The 16,891-nt window shown below is 62.8% G+C and carries 16 protein-coding genes; all 16 read right to left on the bottom strand.

What is annotated here, in order from left to right; translation table 11 throughout:
• Positions 1-4: 4 nt before the first annotated feature.
• The gene (locus GTP44_RS06800; protein WP_161018829.1) at positions 5-1,300 is read right to left on the bottom strand and encodes an MFS transporter; all 1,296 of its coding nucleotides are present in this window, start codon (positions 1,298-1,300) and stop codon (positions 5-7) included.
• Positions 1,301-1,627: 327 nt separating this feature from the next.
• Entirely contained in the window at positions 1,628-2,356 is a 729-nt protein-coding gene (locus tag GTP44_RS06795) for a LytR/AlgR family response regulator transcription factor (protein ID WP_161018828.1), read from the bottom strand.
• Complete coding sequence (locus tag GTP44_RS06790; protein ID WP_161018827.1) at positions 2,353-3,192, bottom strand: sensor histidine kinase; 840 nt, start codon at positions 3,190-3,192, stop codon at positions 2,353-2,355. The genes GTP44_RS06795 and GTP44_RS06790 overlap by 4 nt, the downstream gene beginning before the upstream one ends.
• Before the next feature lie 222 nt (positions 3,193-3,414).
• The gene (locus GTP44_RS06785) at positions 3,415-4,083 is read right to left on the bottom strand and encodes a type IV pili methyl-accepting chemotaxis transducer N-terminal domain-containing protein (protein ID WP_161018826.1); all 669 of its coding nucleotides are present in this window, start codon (positions 4,081-4,083) and stop codon (positions 3,415-3,417) included.
• Positions 4,083-4,889 carry an ABC transporter ATP-binding protein gene (locus GTP44_RS06780; protein WP_160989160.1) on the bottom strand — a complete coding sequence of 269 codons (807 nt, stop codon included), beginning with the start codon at positions 4,887-4,889 and terminating at the stop codon, positions 4,083-4,085. The genes GTP44_RS06785 and GTP44_RS06780 overlap by 1 nt, the downstream gene beginning before the upstream one ends.
• Before the next feature lie 10 nt (positions 4,890-4,899).
• Complete coding sequence (gene ntrB, locus GTP44_RS06775; RefSeq protein ID WP_160989159.1) at positions 4,900-5,796, bottom strand: nitrate ABC transporter permease; 897 nt, start codon at positions 5,794-5,796, stop codon at positions 4,900-4,902.
• A 15-nt stretch (positions 5,797-5,811) separates the two neighbouring features.
• Positions 5,812-6,984, bottom strand: a complete 1,173-nt coding sequence (locus tag GTP44_RS06770) for a CmpA/NrtA family ABC transporter substrate-binding protein (protein ID WP_160989158.1) — start codon at positions 6,982-6,984, stop codon at positions 5,812-5,814.
• A gap of 339 nt (positions 6,985-7,323) precedes the next feature.
• Entirely contained in the window at positions 7,324-7,941 is a 618-nt protein-coding gene (locus GTP44_RS06765) for an ANTAR domain-containing response regulator (protein ID WP_161018916.1), read from the bottom strand.
• Positions 7,942-8,030: 89 nt separating this feature from the next.
• Entirely contained in the window at positions 8,031-8,702 is a 672-nt protein-coding gene (can, locus tag GTP44_RS06760) for a carbonate dehydratase (protein ID WP_160989155.1), read from the bottom strand.
• Positions 8,703-8,795: 93 nt separating this feature from the next.
• A complete protein-coding gene (dnaJ, locus tag GTP44_RS06755; protein WP_160989154.1) occupies positions 8,796-9,920 on the bottom strand; it encodes a molecular chaperone DnaJ in 1,125 nt (374 codons plus the stop codon).
• Between the two features lie 112 nt (positions 9,921-10,032).
• A complete protein-coding gene (gene dnaK / locus GTP44_RS06750; protein ID WP_160989153.1) occupies positions 10,033-11,976 on the bottom strand; it encodes a molecular chaperone DnaK in 1,944 nt (647 codons plus the stop codon).
• A 76-nt stretch (positions 11,977-12,052) separates the two neighbouring features.
• Positions 12,053-12,604, bottom strand: coding sequence for a nucleotide exchange factor GrpE (grpE, locus tag GTP44_RS06745; protein WP_160989152.1), 552 nt, complete (start codon positions 12,602-12,604; stop codon positions 12,053-12,055).
• Positions 12,605-12,817: 213 nt separating this feature from the next.
• Positions 12,818-13,927, bottom strand: coding sequence for a ferrochelatase (gene hemH / locus GTP44_RS06740; RefSeq protein WP_161018825.1), 1,110 nt, complete (start codon positions 13,925-13,927; stop codon positions 12,818-12,820).
• A gap of 33 nt (positions 13,928-13,960) precedes the next feature.
• Positions 13,961-14,197: a hypothetical protein gene (locus GTP44_RS06735; protein ID WP_161018824.1), complete on the bottom strand. Its 237-nt coding sequence runs from the start codon at positions 14,195-14,197 to the stop codon at positions 13,961-13,963.
• A gap of 55 nt (positions 14,198-14,252) precedes the next feature.
• The gene (gene recN, locus GTP44_RS06730; protein ID WP_161018823.1) at positions 14,253-15,905 is read right to left on the bottom strand and encodes a DNA repair protein RecN; all 1,653 of its coding nucleotides are present in this window, start codon (positions 15,903-15,905) and stop codon (positions 14,253-14,255) included.
• An 18-nt stretch (positions 15,906-15,923) separates the two neighbouring features.
• The gene (locus GTP44_RS06725) at positions 15,924-16,832 is read right to left on the bottom strand and encodes an NAD kinase (protein ID WP_161018822.1); all 909 of its coding nucleotides are present in this window, start codon (positions 16,830-16,832) and stop codon (positions 15,924-15,926) included.
• Positions 16,833-16,891 lie beyond the last annotated feature (59 nt).

The following is a 16,891-nucleotide window of genomic DNA, read 5'->3' as shown; positions in this document are numbered from 1 at the left end:
CCTATTAAGCGGTAGCGATTGCGGATTGTTCGACGGTGTCCGCGCTGAAGCGCGCCGCCAGTGCGCACAGTGCGGAGATGGCGACCAGCACACCGAGAATGCTCAGTGTCTGCTGCACATCGCCGGTACCCTTCATCAGGAAGCCGGCGGCGACGGCGCCCACATTGCCGCCGGCGCCGATGATGCCGGCCACGCCGCCGAGCGCGCGCTTGTCGACGAACGGCACCACGGCGTAGGTCGCGCCGCAGGCCATATGAGTGAACAGACCGAAGACCAGCATCGCACCAATCGCCAGCATGGCGTTGCCGGCGTGGGCAAACATCAGCAGGCCAGCGCCTTCGCCCAGCATCAGCACGAACAGCAGCGTGACGCGGCTATTCAGATTGCCCTTGGCCGCGAATTTGTCCGACACCCAGCCGCCCAGCGCGCGGGCGAACAACGCCAGCAGACCGAAGCTGCCGGCGGCCATGCCAGCTTGCGCCAGCGTCAGTTTGAAGTGATCGACGTAGTAGATCGCGGCGATGTTGTGGATGAAGATCTCGATGCCGAAGCAGGCGCCGTAGGTGATGAACAGCAGCCATACGCGATAGTTGGCGGCGGCCAGCTTGAACGAATCCCAGCCGCCCTTCTTTCCACCTTTGATCGTCACGCCAGCGGCGCGCAGATCGCTGAAATTTCCCTGCGGGCAGTCCTGCGTGTAGCGGTAGTAGACGAAGGCCATGATGATCATCAGCACGCCCGGCACGATCAGCGCGGCGCGCCAGCCGAAGCCTTCGCTCACGCCCAGCATGATCATGGCGGTCATCAGCAGCGGCATCAAGGCTTGCGCCACACCGCCGCCGGCATTGCCCCAACCCGCTGCGGCGGCGTTGGCGGTGCCCACCACTTTAGGGCCGAACATCACCGAGGTGTGATATTGGGTGATGACGAAGCTGGCGCCGGCCGCGCCGATGGCGAGGCGGAAGAACAGGAAGCTCTCGTAGCTCTGCGCGAAGGCCACGCCGATGACCGGGATGGAACCCAGCAGCAGCAAGCCGGTATAGGCTTTGCGTGGGCCGAAGTGATCGCACAACGGGCCGACGATCAGGCGCACGAGAATGGTGACGGCAACGGCCGCGATATTGATATTGGCGATTTGGCCTGGCGTGAGGCCGAACTCCCCTTTGATCACCGGCATCAACGGCGCGCAGGCGAACCACGCGAAGAAGCAGACGAAGAACGCCATCCAGGTCAAGTGGAACGCCCGCATCTGCGGCGTTGAAATCGAGAAGAGCTTGATGCTGGTAGCTTTGCTGGCCATTTTTTATCCCGTTCAGAAAACAAAAAGGCGTCCGCGCAACCGTAGGCCTCAAAGACCGGGTTGGGCGGACGCCGTTGTCCTGCCAGTCCGTCCTTGGACCAGCTATGAATTCGTGTGTTTCTGGGAGATCGCCGTTGACCTCTTGCCCTATGCTTTGCAAGAGCCGTGCCACCCCTCGGAAGCCGCATTTTCAGAGAGGATGCGCTGTTTTATGGCGTTCTAAAAAATGGTGCGGTGCGATTTCACGGTGCATGGCGCACGCTATCGGTGCGCATCGCGGTGCGCGGTGAGGCTTCGGGCGTCGGCTTGCCGGCGATCAATACCAATCTAGTCGCGGAACTGATGGGTGAAAGTGCGGCTGACCACCAGCACCTCGCTGCTGCCTTTTACCGTCAGGTGCAGGCGTTCGTTATCAGTCCGCTCGACCACCGCGATAGCGTGGGCGTTGACGATCGTGCCGCGATGGATTTGCCAGAACAGTTCCGGGTCCAGCCCTTCCAGCAGGTCTTTGAGGGCAATACGGATCAGGGCTTCGCCGTCGGCCAGCACTACGCGGGTGTATTTGGTGTCCGATTGCAGAAACAGCACGTCGGTCACATTAATCAGACGGATTTGCTTGCCGACGCTGGCCTTTAGCCATTTGAGGCGCTGCGGCGCGGCCTCCTCGATCTGTTTCAGTACCGGCGCCAGCGCCGCCGGGCATTGCGTGCGACGCCGCAGACGCTCTACCGTGCGTTCCAGTGCCGCCAGCTCCACTGGCTTTAGCAGATAATCCACCGCGCCGCGCTGGAAAGCTTCCAGCGCGTGCTGGTCGTAGGCCGTTACGAATACAATGTGGGAGCGCTCTGCAATGCGGCGCGCGACTTCCAGGCCGCTCAGGCCAGGCATCTGAATGTCGAGGAAGACCAGGTCCGGCTCGTGTTCAAGCCAGGCATCCCAGGCGTCGTTGCCGTTTTCCGCCACCGCGACGATGCGCGCGTCCGGCCAAGCCTGCGCCAGCTGCGCGAGCAACCGCTCACGCATCAGTGGTTCGTCCTCCGCGATCAGAATGTTCATACAGGGATATAGAGGCGGGCGATAACGCCGCTCGGCCTGTTCTCCTTGATCGTCAGGCGGGCATTGTCGCCGTAGACCAGTGCCAGGCGATCACGGATATGCTGCAGACCGACGCCCTGGCCTACCGTCGCACCGAACCCGGCGCCGGTGTCGGCCACCGTGATAACCACCTGGCTCTCCTGCCGCGCGGCGGCGATGTCGATATGTCCACCTGTGGGCGCGCGTTCGATGCCGTGTTTGACCGCATTCTCGACCAATATAAGCAGCAAAGTGGTCGGCAACTGAAAGTCAGCCAGCGTGGGCGGGCAGTCCACGGAGAACGTCAGACGCGCGCCGAGACGGACCTGCATGATGCGCAGGTAGGCGGCGCACACCGCGCTGTCATCAGCGAGGCGGATGGTGTCGGCGCGCAAACTGCTCATGGTCGCGCGCAGGAAGGTAATCAGCTCGGCGGTCAGCCCGGCGGCTTGTGGCGCTTTGCCCTCCGCCAGTTGCTGGACCGCGCCCAAGGTATTGAACAGGAAATGCGGTTCAATTTGCGCCTTCATCAGACGCAACTCCGCTTCCAGTTGCTGGCGATTGGCTCGCTCGCGCTCAAGGTTCAGACGGTCGCCAGTCAGCAGGATGGCGGACTTCATGACGCGGCTTTGCGCAAACAGCAGTGCCGACAGCAACGCGCCTGTCAACACTCCCAGCGGAATATTCCACCGAACCTCTGGCGGCAATGGCTCATCCGCGTAAAAGCCGGCGTAAAAGCCGTTGACGAAATCCTGCGCGGCGCTGGCGCAGCAGACGATCAGGTAACCGATGCTGGCGCCCAGCAGCAGAATGACCATGAAGCGTATGATCGGCCGCCCGACCACGGCCGGCTCATGGTCAGGCAGAGGAACGCCGAACAGCCAGCAGGCGGCGGCAAACAGTCGTAGGCGATGATTCGGTTTCATGTCAGAGGCAGTTCGTTGAGCACATGCAAAGACTACGGCATGCGCGGCAACTTCACAGCATACATGAGACGAATGGCGGTTTGACATCCTTGAAAGACGATCTCCCCCGTGTACCTAGCCCGCCGCGGACAGCGCGGCGGCCACCATTTCATCGATCTCGCCGGAGATGTTGGACAGCACGCCGGCCACCACCGAGAATTCCTTGCCGGCCTGCCCGGCGCGGGCGGCGACGATGCGGGCGTTGAAGGCCACCATGCGCGCCTGGCGGTTGATGGTCTCGATGTCCGTGATCACGCCGCGCAGTTGCTTGCGCATCAGCCGCGCGTTGCGCTTGGCCTGTTCCTCGTAAATGCTGGTGATGGTGTTCAGGATGGCCAGCACCGGCGTGGTGATGCGCACCAGCTCCGCCAGCAGCCCGGCTGCTTGCGGCGAGTCCTGGGCGATCGCGCTCAACGTGCGCTCGCCCAGATCGGCGAAGGCGACGATCTGCTTGTCGCCTTCCAGCTTGCCGAAGTAGGCTTCGCGCAGCTCCGGGCAGAACACACCCGGCAAGCCGTCCGCTTCGCTGAGCAGCGACTTGTGCGCGCCCCGGAACAGCGACAGCGCTTCCTGCGCCGTCGCCGCGCCGCCGTCCTGCCCCTGCGACGCCAGCAGCGCGTACAGCACGATGCGCTGCGACGTGAAGCGGCGCCGGCCCGATAGATTTATCAGTGCGCTGAATACTTCGCCGGACAGCGGCTTGCTGGCGGCGGCAGGGGCAAGTCCGGCGGTCGACATGTCCATCAGGCGGCTTCCTTCGCGGGATGCGCCTGTTTCCGGTAAAGGAATTCCAGCACGGCGGTGCGGTATTCCATGTACCGTGGATCGGACGCCAGCGCCACGCGGTCGCGCGGTCGCGCCAGCGCCACATCGACGATTTCGCCGATGGTGGCGGCCGGGCCGTTGGTCATCATGACGATGCGGTCGGACAGCAGCACCGCCTCGTCGACATCGTGCGTAACCATCACCACCGTGGACTTGGTGGCGGCGACGATCTTCAGCAGCTCGTCCTGCAGGTGGGCGCGGGTCAGCGCGTCCAGGGCGCCGAAGGGTTCGTCCATCAGCAGCACTTTCGGCTCCATCGCCAGCGCGCGGGCGATGCCGACACGCTGCTTCATGCCACCCGAGATTTCATTCGGCCGCTTGGTTTCCGCCGCCGTCAGTCCCACCAGCGACAGCGCCTGCATGGTGCGCTCCTTGAGCTGCGCTTTCGATTCGGTCTTGCCGAACACGCGCTCGACGCCGAGGTGAATGTTCTCGTAGCAGGTGAGCCACGGCAGCAGCGAGTGGTTCTGGAACACCACCGAGCGCTCCGGCGACGGTCCGGCGATTTCGCGGTTGGCGCACAACAGCACGCCGTCGCTGGGCTTCAACAGGCCGGCGATCAGGTTGAGCAACGTCGATTTGCCGCAACCGGAGTGGCCGATCAGCGTGATGAATTCGCCCTTGGCGACCTTCAGGTCGATCTCACGCAGCGCGTGGAACGTACCTTTCTTGGTGTGGAACACCATCTCCACGCCTTCGATATCGATGAATTTGGATTCGTCCATGATCCGCTCCTTAGTTCGATACTTGTTCGTAGGTGAACGCACGAGCCAGCGCCATCAGCCCCTGCTCCAGCAGCAAACCAACCACGCCGATCGAAACGATGGCGATGATGATGTGCGGGACATTCAGGTTGTTCCACTCGTCCCACAGCCAGAAGCCGATGCCGACGCCGCCGGTCAGCATTTCAGCCGCAACGATCACCAGCCACGCGGTGCCGATCGACAGGCGCACGCCAGTCAGAATGTAGGGCAGCGCCGATGGCAGCAGGATCTTGGTCAGCACCTTCCACTCGGAGAGATTGAGCACGCGCGCCACGTTCATGTAATCCTGCGGCACGCGCTGCACACCGACGGCGGTGTTGATGATCATCGGCCAGATCGAGCAGATGAAGATCGACCAGATCGCGGCCGGATTGGCCGACTGGAATACCAGCAGGCCAATCGGCAACCAGGCCAGCGGCGACACGGGTTTCAGCAGGCTGATAATCGGCCCGAACATGCTGCCGATGAACTGCACGCGGCCGATCATGAAGCCGAGCGGTATGCCGATCAGCGCGGCCAGACCGAAGCCGATCCCCACGCGCTGCAAGGACGCCAGCAGGTTCCAGCCGATGCCCTGGTCGTTAGGGCTGTTGCGGTAGAACGGATCGGAGAACATCTTGATGGCTTCCGCCAGCGTGGCGGCCGGCGTTGGGAAGGTCGCGTTGTTCACGGTGATCAGCTGCCAAACGGCGACCAGCAGGGCGGCGCCCACCAGCGGCGCGACGATCTTCATCACGGTGGCGGAGACCTGCTGGCGCACGCGCGCCGTGGAGTTGGCGGCAAGCGGACGACGTGGACGACGGCCCGGCGCGGGTTGTGCCTCAACGGCCACCGGCTCGGCGCTCTCGGGTTTTAACATGGCGTTCATGGCACCCTCCTGTCATCAGGCTTTGATCTTGAACGAGGCGGCGAACGCTTTCGGGTTCTTGCCGTCCCACACCGAACCATCCATCAGTTTCGAAGTACGCAGAGGGCTCTTGGGTACAGGGGTTTTGGTCATGGTGGCCGCGTCCTTGTACAAGTCGATCTGATTGACGGCGGTGGCCACGGCCAGATAGTCCGGATCGTCCTTCAGCAGCCCCCAGCGGCGATGCTGGGTCATGAACCACATACCGTCCGACAGGTACGGGAAGTTGACCGCGCCGTCGTTGTAGAACTTCATGTGGTTGGCGTCGTCCCAGGTTTTGCCCAGGCCATTCTGGTAGCGGCCCATGATGCGCTGGTCGATCGCATCCTTGCTGGTGTTGACGTAGGATTTATCGGCGATGACCTCGGCCATCTTGTTCTTGTTGGCCAGCGAGGCGTCGATCCATTTGCTCGCCTCCAGAATCGCCGCCATCATCGCGCGGCAGGTGTTGGGATTCTTCTTGGCGAATTCCAGCGTGGAGCCCAGCACCTTCTCCGGGTGATCCTTCCAGATGTCCTGCGTGGTGGTGGCGGTGATGCCCACGCCGTCCATGATGGCGCGGTGCCCCCAAGGCTCGCCCACGCAGAAGCCGTCCATGTTGCCGACACGCATATTGGCCACCATCTGCGGCGGCGGCACGGTGATGACCTTAGCGTCCTTCATTGGATTGATGCCGTTGGCGGCCAGCCAGTAGTACAGCCACATGGCGTGGGTGCCGGTCGGGAAGGTCTGCGCGAAGGTGTAGTCGCGCTTGTCGGTCTTCATCAGCTTTGCCAGCGAGGCGCCATCAACGGCGCCCTTATCGGCGATTTTTTTCGACAGCGTGATCGCCTGGCCGTTGTTGTTAAGGCTCATCAGCACCGCCATGTCCTTCTTCTGGCCGCCGATGCCCATCTGTACGCCGTACAGCAGGCCATACAGCACATGGGCCGCATCCAGATCGCCGTTGGCCAGCTTGTCGCGCACGCCGGCCCAGGAGGCCTCTTTGCTCAACACGAATTTAACGCCGTATTTCTTGTCGAAGCCCAGCACCGAGGCCATGACCACGGAAGCGCAGTCGGTCAGCGGAATGAAGCCGATCTTCACTTCTTCTTTCTCCGGCTTGTCCGAACCCGCCGCCCACACACCACCCGTCGCCAATCCCAACATGCTTCCTCCCGCTACCAGCCCTGCACCATGAATCATTTTTCTGCGTGTGACATCAACCTCGTTGACTGGGTGTTCTTCGTTTTTCATGGCTATCCCTTCTGGTAGTCGTCAATAACTATGGGCCAAAAAAAACGCCTACCCTCACGAACGAATTCATGATGTGGTAGACGTCATTGTCTGGTGTGCCTTGCCGCCGTTGGCAGGGCGCATCGTGCGCAGCATTGCGCTTACCAATAAGCTATGCAATGTCCGTGCCAGATTGTTTACAGAGGGGAACAGCCGGTTTTGCGCAAAAAAAATGCACCGCGATTGCGCGGTGCATCATTTTGGGGGGCGTTTTTAGCCCAACAGGTCTTCCACGTCGAGGATGCGCTGGGCCACTTCGGACAGTTTGAGGTTTTTGCTCATGGCCATGGAGCGCAGCTTCTGGTAGGCCTGCTCCTCGGTGAAGCGCTGGCGCTCCATCAGCAGGCCCTTGGCGCGCTCGATTACCTTGCGCTCGGCCAACTTGCTCTTGGTGTCGGACAGTTCGTCCAGCAGCTTCTGCTCGCGCTTGAACTGCGCCAGCGCCACCTGCAGCACCGGCTTGATGCGCTCGCCTTGCAGCCCGGCCACCACGTAGGCCGACACGCCGGCTTCCACCGCCGCCTCCATACTGTCTGGGTCCTGGTCTTCGGTGAACATGACGATGGGGCGGCGCTCGTCGCGGGTGGCGATGACCACATGCTCCAGCACGTCGCGCGCGTCCGATTCCGCATCGACGATGATCATGTCGGGCTGCAGTTGGGCGATGCGATCGGGCAGGTACATATCCGGCGGCAGCGAGGCGATGATGTCGTAGCCGGCCGCCAGCAAGCCAATCCGCAGCACCCGCGCGCGCTCGGCCTGCGCCTGCAACGCTTCGTCACCCTCGTCATGGACGACGGTATTGACGACGACGATACGCAAATTGGGCATGGCCGGCTTGGTTTTGATGGTCATGCGCAGATTCTATGCCAGAACCGTCTGGTTCTGCCAGCCCCCTGCCCGAATCTGCCCACGGCGAATTACGCCGCTTCGTACTTCGCCAGGCGCTGCTGTACCGCCAGCGCCAGCTGGTCGCGGGCGCTGACGGCGATGCCCATGTCCTGCAACTTGCCGTCGTTGATGCCGTAGACCCAGCCGTGCACGGTCACGTCCTGGCCACGGTCCCAGGCGTCCTGCACGATGGTGGTCTGCACCACGTTCGACACCTGCTCCACCACGTTCAGCTCGACCAGACGCTCGGAGCGCTTCTGCTCGTTGAGCACGGTGCCCATGTAGCGTTCATGCTTCTGGTACACGTCGGTGACGTGGCGCAGCCAGTTGTCGACCAGGCCGACGCGGGTGCCGGTCATGGCGGCGTGCACGCCCTTGCAGCCATAGTGGCCGACGATGATCACGTGCTTCACCTTCAGCACCTCGATCGCGAACTGCAGCACCGACAGGCAGTTCAGGTCCGTATGAACCACCACGTTGGCGATATTGCGGTGAACGAACACATCACCAGGCGCCAGGCCCAACAGTTCATTCGCCGGTACGCGGCTGTCGGAACAACCGATCCACAGGTATTCCGGCGCCGCCTGGTTGGCCAGCCGCTGGAAGAATTCGGGATCGCGCTCGACTTCCGACGCCGCCCATTTGCGGTTGTTCTCCAGCAGATTGCGCAGCGGCGAGACACTGCTTTTCAGACTTTCCATGATCTTCCTCTCGTACATAAACAGACCGCCGGTCTGCCTCAAAACAAGGCAGCGCGGCGGTCTTGATACTACCAATTCAGCGTGACAGCGAGGTTACTCGAAGAAGTCCTTCACCTTGTCGCGCCAGGTTTTCGTTTGCGGGCTGTGCTTGTTGCCGCCCTCGGTGGTCGATTTCTCGAACTCCCGCAGCAGATCTTTCTGCTTCTCGGTCAGCTTGACCGGCGTTTCGACCGCCACGTGGCAGAACAGGTCGCCGGCGAAGCCGGAGCGCACGCCCTTGATGCCCTTGCCTTTGAGGCGGAAGGTCTTGCCCGACTGGGTGCCTTCGGGAATCGTGAACGCTACTTTACCAGACAATGTCGGCACCTCGATTTCGCCACCCAACGCCGCTTTGGCGAACGAAATCGGCATTTCGCAATGCAGGTCGTCGCCTTCGCGCTGGAACACCGGGTGCGCCTTGATGTGGATTTCCACATACAGGTCGCCGGCCGGTCCGCCGTTCGTGCCCGGCTCGCCGTTGCCCGACGAGCGGATACGCATGCCGTTGTCGATGCCGACCGGGATCTTCACTTCCAGCGTCTTGTTGCGCTTGATGCGGCCCTGGCCGGCGCACGCGGCGCACGGCTCGGGGATGATCTTGCCGGTGCCGTGGCATTTCGGGCAGGTCTGCTGGATGCTGAAGAAGCCCTGCTGCATGCGCACCTGGCCGTGACCGGCGCAGGTCGAGCAGGTGACTGGCGAGGTGCCCGGCTTGGCGCCGGAACCGTGGCAGGTGTCGCACTTGTCCCACGACGGCACGCGGATGGTGGTGTCGAAGCCGTGCGCCGCCTGTTCCAGCGTGATTTCCAGGTTGTAACGCAGATCGGCGCCGCGGTATACCTGCGGGCCCTGACTGCGGCCGCGGCCGCCGCCGAAGATATCGCCGAAGATGTCACCGAAGGCGTCGCCGAAGCCGCCCGCGCCACCGAAGCCACCGCCGCCACCCATGTTCGGGTCGACGCCGGCGTGGCCGTAACGGTCATAGGCCTCGCGCTTCTCCGGATTGGTCAGCATCTCGTAGGCTTCTTTGACTTCCTTGAATTTTTCTTCCGCGTCCTTGCTATCCGGATTGCGGTCCGGGTGGTACTTCATCGCCAGTTTGCGATAGGCCTTCTTGATCTCGTCTTCAGTGGCGCCCTTGGCGACACCGAGTACTTCATAGAAATCACGCTTTGCCATAGTGTCGGAACCCTGCTTAGTTTCTGTACTGATTTATGCGAAAAAGCCGAGCCGGCGGCGTTGCCACACGACTCGGCGTCGGTCGTTCCCGCGCAAGCGGGAATGACGGGGATTACTTGCTGTCTTTGACTTCCTTGAAGTCAGCGTCAACCACGTCGTCCTGCGGCTTGGCCTGCTCGGCGCCGGCGCCAGGCTGCGCGCCGGCTTCGGCGCCGCCAGCGGCTTGCTGTGCCTGCATGTCAGCGTACATCTTCTCGCCCAGTTTCTGCGAAGCGCTCGACAGCGCGGCCACCTTGGCGTCGATCTCGGCCTTGTCGCCCGACTTGATCGAGGCTTCCAGGTCGCTGATCGCCGCTTCGATCTTCTCTTTCTCGCCGCCGTCCAGCTTGTCGCCGTATTCGGTCAGCGACTTGCGGGTCGAGTGCACCAGCGCGTCGGCCTGGTTGCGCGACTCGGCCAGTTCCTTCACTTTCTTGTCTTCCTCGGCGTTGACTTCGGCGTCCTTCACCATTTTCTGGATTTCCGCTTCGGTCAGGCCGGAGTTGGCCTTGATCGTGATCTTGTTCTCTTTGCCGGTGGCCTTGTCTTTCGCGCCGACGTGCAGAATGCCGTTGGCGTCGATGTCGAAGGTCACTTCGATCTGTGGCGTGCCGCGTGCCGCTGGCGGGATGCCTTCCAGATTGAACTCGCCCAGGCCTTTGTTGCCGGCGGCGATTTCGCGCTCACCCTGGTAGACCTTGATGGTCACTGCGGGCTGGTTGTCGTCGGCGGTCGAGAACACTTGCGAGAACTTGGTCGGAATCGTGGTGTTCTTGTGAATCATCTTGGTCATCACGCCACCCAGGGTTTCGATACCCAGCGACAGCGGGGTCACGTCCAGCAGCAGCAAGTCTTTGCGCTCGCCCGACAGCACCGAACCTTGAATCGCGGCGCCGACGGCCACGGCTTCGTCCGGATTCACGTCTTTACGTGGATCCTTGCCGAAGAATTCCTTGACCTTTTCCTGCACCTTCGGCATACGGGTCATACCGCCGACCAGGATGATGTCGTCGATGTCCGATACTTTAACGCCGGCATCCTTGATCGCGGTTTTGCATGGCTCGATGGTGGCGATGATCAGTTCTTCCACCAGCGATTCCAGCTTGGCGCGGGTCATTTTCAGCGTCAGGTGGACCGGCGCGCCGTTCGCCATGGCGATGTACGGCTCGTTGATCTCGGTCTGCTGCGACGACGACAGTTCGATCTTCGCGCGCTCGGCCGAGGCCTTGATGCGCTGCAGGGCGATCGGATCTTTTTTCAGATCCAGGCCGTTGACCTTTTTGAACTCTTCGATGATGTAATCGATCACGCGCTGGTCGAAGTCTTCGCCGCCCAGGAAGGTGTCGCCGTTGGTCGACAGCACTTCGAACTGCTTCTCGCCATCGACGTCGGCGATTTCAATGATCGACACGTCGAAGGTACCACCGCCCAAGTCGTACACGGCGATCTTACGGTCGCCCTTTTCGGTCTTGTCCAGGCCGAAGGCCAGCGCGGCGGCGGTTGGTTCGTTGATGATGCGCTTGACGTCCAGGCCGGCGATACGGCCGGCGTCCTTGGTCGCCTGACGCTGCGAGTCGTTGAAGTACGCCGGCACGGTAATGACGGCCTCGGTGACTTCCTCACCCAGGTAGTCTTCGGCGGTTTTCTTCATCTTGCGCAGCACTTCGGCCGAGATTTGCGGCGGCGCCAGTTTCTTGTCGCGCACGCCGATCCAGGCGTCGCCGTTGTCGGCTTTGGTGATGGTGTAAGGCATCAGGGCTATGTCCTTCTGCACTTCCTTCTCGTCGAACTTACGACCGATCAGGCGCTTCACCGCGAACAGCGTGTTTTTTGGGTTGGTCACCGCCTGGCGTTTCGCCGGCGCGCCGACCAGAATTTCACCATCGTCTTGGTAAGCAATGATGGATGGCGTCGTGCGCGCACCTTCGGCATTTTCGATGACCTTAGGCTGGCCGTTTTCCATGACGGAAACGCAGGAGTTGGTGGTTCCCAAATCGATACCGATAATTCGACCCATGATTTTTTTCCTTAATTTGCTAAAGTTCAGATGCTACTAATATGTGGAAAAGCGCTATTGTTTCAAGAGCTTAAATTTATTTTGCTTGCGCAGCGGTGACGATGGCCGGGCGCAGCAGGCGGTCGGCGATCATGTAACCTTTTTGCAGCACCGCGACGACGGTGTTGGCTTCCTGCTCCGCCGGCACCACGGCGACGGCCTGGTGCTTGTTCGGGTCCAGCTTCTCGCCCTGCGCCGGTTCGATGGCGATCAGGCGGTTGCGCTCGAAGGCGGAGGCCAGTTGTTTCAGCGTCATTTCAACGCCTTCCTTTAGCGATTCGACGGTAGGCGCCTCGACTTTCAGCGCCATTTCCAGGCTGTCCTTGACCGGCACCATGGCTTCGGCAAAGCTCTCCACCGCGAACTTGTGGGCCTTGGCCACGTCTTCCTGGGCGCGGCGGCGGATGTTTTCACCGTCGGCCTTGGCACGCATGAAGGCGTCGTGCATCTCGGCCAGCTTGGCTTCGGTGTCGGCCAGCTGTTGTTCCAGCGGCGACAGCAGCGCTTCCGGGGTCGATGGTGGGGCCGACGCAGCGGCTTCTGCCGCCTCTGGATTAGGTGGGACGGCTTGGTTTTCCTGATCTTGCATCTAGAGACTCCTACAATCGTATTTGTTTGACATTACTTTTGTTACCACTGTGGCAGTAAATGGGGCAATAACCTACGACTTCAAGGGTTTATTTTTCCTGCCATTTCGGCAACATCAAGCTGGCATCAGGCGGCTATTTTAACAGGCTGGCACTCGTCACCCGCAAGTGCTGATTAGCGGGTGACGGTGTGGCGATGGGGGAATTGTTGCTTTTCAGTCGGCGGCGCCGAGCTCAAGGGCTTTGGCGCGGCCGCTTTCCGCCTCTTTTTTCAGCCGCTCGCGCGCCGATGGCGGCAGCTGGGTTGGCCAGCCGATGATGTGCTGCTCGGCGATTTCCGCCAGCGCGGCGATCCAGGCCGGCGATTCGTTCAGGCAGGGAATGTAATGGAACTCGCGGCCGCCGTTCGATTCGAAGTCATGGCGCACCTCCATGGATATTTCTTCCAGCGTTTCCAGGCAATCGCTGGTGAAGCCGGGACAGATCACGTCCAGCTTGCGCACGCCGTCGCGCGCCAGCTGCGCCACGGTCGGCGCGGTGTACGGCTGCAGCCACTCGGCCTTGCCGAAGCGCGACTGGAAGGTGACGAGGTACTGGTCCGGTTTCAGCTTGAGGGCGGCGGCCAGCAGGCGCGCGGTTTTCAGGCACTCGCAGTGGTACGGGTCGCCCAGCATCAGCGTGCGTTTCGGCACGCCGTGGAAGGACATCACCAGCTTTTCCGGCTGGCCGTGCTGTTCCCAGTGGTTCAGCACCGAGTCGCGCAGCGCGCGAATATAGCCTTCGTGGTCGTGGTAGTTGCGCACGAAGCGCAGCTCCGGGATGTTGCGCACGCTGCCGTAGTGCTGGAACACGGCGTCGTAGATCGAGCCGGTGGTGGTGCCGGAGTATTGCGGGTAGGCCGGCAGCACCAGAACGCGGTCGGCGCCGTCGGCTTTGAGCTTGGCCAGCACGTCGGGCAGCGATGGCGAGCCGTAGCGCATGGCCATGGCCACGGTCAGCTCCTCGTGGCCGCGCTCGCCGAGGGCGGCGCGCAGGCCGAGCGCCTGGGCGGCGGTGTTGCTGCGCAGCGGCGAGCCCTCGGCGGTCCAGATCGACGCGTATTTCTTGGCCGACTGGCCGGAGCGGAACGGCAGGATGATCAGGTTGAGGATGAACCACCAGACCGCGCGCGGGATCTCGACCACGCGCGGGTCGGACAGGAATTGCTTCAGGTAGCGACGCACGGCCGAGCGGGTCGGCTCGTCCGGCGTGCCCAGATTGACCAGGACGATGGCGCTGCGGCCGACGGCGCCGTGCTTGTGGGGAGGTTCTTTTTGAAAGGTCATGAAAGGCTTAAGGTTGCACCGTAAGCCCGTATCTTAATGTATAAGCTTGGCGACCGCGACCGCAACGCCGCTCATGACGGTGGTAATCGCAAATGCTGTAACAATAAACCACTTGATGAGCCGTGTTTCGAGCGCCGCCAGGTCAGCCTTGGTTGCCATGTGACCAAGCTGCGCCTCGATTACGTCGAGCCGCGCTTCGATCCTCGACAGCCGGTGCGGTACGTCGTCAGCAAAAGCCTCCAGCTTCTCGACGCGTTTTTCGAGATCCATATCCGCCTCCCTCCGGCGATATTAGGACGTTTCGCAAGAGCGCGATTGAGCTATGTCAAGAAGCCAGCAGCTCGCGGGCGTGCTTGCGAGTGGTGGCGGTGATTTCCAGGCCGCCCAGCATGCGGGCGATTTCTTCCACGCGCGACTTGGAATCGAGCACGTCGATGCGCGAGGCGGTCTTGCCGTTGTCCAGCGTGCCCTTGGCCACCTGGAAGTGCTGCCCGGCCTGGCTGGCCACCTGCGGCAAGTGCGTCACGCACAGCACCTGGCGCTCCTGCCCCAGACGACGCAGCAAGCGCCCCACCACTTCCGCCACGCCGCCGCCGATGCCGCTGTCGACCTCGTCGAAGATCAAGGTCGGCACTGTGGTGGCGTTGGAGGTGATCACCGAAATCGCCAGCGAAATGCGCGCCAGCTCGCCGCCCGAGGCCACCTTGGCCAGCGAGCGCGCCGCCACGCCGGCATGGCCGGCCACCAGGAATTCCACCTGCTCGACACCATACGCGGCTGGTTCGCACGCATGCAGCGCCACCTCGAAACGGCCGCCGGTCATGTTCAGTTCCTGCATCGCCCGGGTGACCGCTTCGCCCAGCGCCGCCGCCGCCTGGGCGCGCGTGGTCGACAGCGCCCGCGCCTGCGCCAGGTAGGCGGCTTTCAGCTTTTCCTCCTGCTGGCGCAGGCCGTCCAGGTCGGTGGCGTCGGCCAGTTGCGCCAGGCGCGTCGCCAGCCGCGTGTGCTCCTCCGGCAGTTCCTCCTCCGGCACGCGGAATTTGCGCGACGCCGAATGGATCGCATCCATGCGCGCCTCCACCGCGCGCAGCCGCGACGGATCCAGATCCACCCGATCCAGATAATCGTTCAGCGCATACACCGCCTCCTGCAGCTGAATGCGCGCCGGCTCGATCAGATCGACAATCGGCTGCAGGCCGGCGTCGATATCGGCCAGCTTGCCCAGCTTCAGGTTCAGCGACGACAGCTGCGACAGGATCGGATGGTCCTCGGCTTCCGAAATCACCGCCCGCGCCTCCTGCGCGCCTTCCAGCAGGCTGGCCGCGTGCGACAGCCGGCTCTGTTCATTGCTGACCTCGGCCCACTCGCCCGGCTTGACCGCCAGCTTTTCCAGCTCGTTGACCTGCCACTCCAGCCGCTCGCGCTCGTACAGCACATTGGCCGCGTTGCTCTCGAATTCCTCCAGCTGCCGGGCCAGCGCGCGCCACGCCTTGTAGGCCGCCGCCACCGCGCGCGCCTGGGCGCCGGCGCCGGCCTGGCCGTCCAGCAGATCGCGCTGCGCCTCAGTCTTCATCAGCGACTGGTGCGCGTGCTGGCCGTGGATGTCGACCAGCAGATCGCCCAGCTCGCGCAACTGCGCCGCCGTCGCCGCCACGCCGTTGATGTAGGCCTTGCTGCGGCCGGCGTTGTCGATCACGCGGCGCAGCAGCGCGCCATCCTCCTCGACCGCGAATTCATGCGCCGCCAGCCACGCGCGCGCCGCCGCGCTGAGCGCGAAATCGGCGGTGATGTCGGCCTTGGCCGCGCCCTCGCGCACCACGCTGGCGTCGCCGCGGCCGCCCAGCGCCAGCGTCAGCGCGTCGATCAGGATCGACTTGCCGGCCCCGGTCTCGCCGGTGAACACCGTGAAGCCGGCGGAAAATTCCAGTTCGATCGTATCGACAATGACGAAATCGCGGATGGACAGGGTACGCAGCATGGAGGCCTGAAAATATGGTTAATTGAGTTTGCCCTCACCGGACGGATACTCGTTCCAGTGCAGCTTTTCACGCAGGGTGTGGTAGTAGCTCCAGCCGTCCGGGTGCAGGAAGGTGATCGCGTGCGGCGAGCGCTGGATCACGATCCGGTCCTGCGCCTGCAGGCTGGCAAAGGTTTGCATGTCGAAGTTGACGCTGATGTCGCGCCCGCGCACGATCTCGACGATGATCTCGCTCGACTCCGGCAGCACGATGGGCCGGTTGGACAGCGCGTGCGGCGCGATCGGCACCAGCACGATGCCGCCCAGCGACGGGTGCAGCAGCGGCCCGCCGGCCGACAAGGCGTAGGCGGTGGAGCCGGTCGGGGTGGAAATGATCAGGCCGTCGGAGCGCTGGTTGTACATGAACTGGCCGTCGACATCGACCCGCAACTCGGCCATGCCGGCGCCGGTGCCGCGCGATACCACCACGTCGTTGACCGCCATACCGACATGGATGGTCTCGTCGCCGCGCATGACCCGCCCTTCAAGCAAGGTGCGGCGCTCGGCCTTGTAGCTGCCGCTGAGGATGCCCGCCAGCACCTCCAGCATCCCTTCCTGCGGAATGTCGGTCATGAAGCCCAGGCGGCCCTGGTTGATGCCGATCAGCGGCACCTCGAACGGCGCCAGCTGGCGCGCGATGCCCAGCATGGTGCCGTCGCCGCCCATGACGATGGCGGCGTCGCATTCGGCGCCGATGGCGGCCGCGCTGAGCACGCGCCGGTCGTCCAGCCGCATGCCGAGGTGGGCGGCGGTCTGCTCTTCAAACACCACCTCGACCCCGCGCCGGGTCAGGCAATCGACCACGCTGCCCACCGACTCGGCGATGCCGTCGGTATTCGGGCGCACGACCAGTGCGATAGTGTGAAAAACGGCGTGCGTGGCGGTCATAAAAATCTCGGCTTCAGGCTAGGGGCGGGAACACGCAGCAGGGTAACCCATAAACCCGC

It is taken from the genome of Duganella lactea (assembly GCF_009857505.1).
GTDB lineage: Bacteria > Pseudomonadota > Gammaproteobacteria > Burkholderiales > Burkholderiaceae_D > Rugamonas > Rugamonas lactea.
Note: the sequence above shows the minus strand (reverse complement) of the source record. Positions and strands in the feature narration are given on the sequence as shown.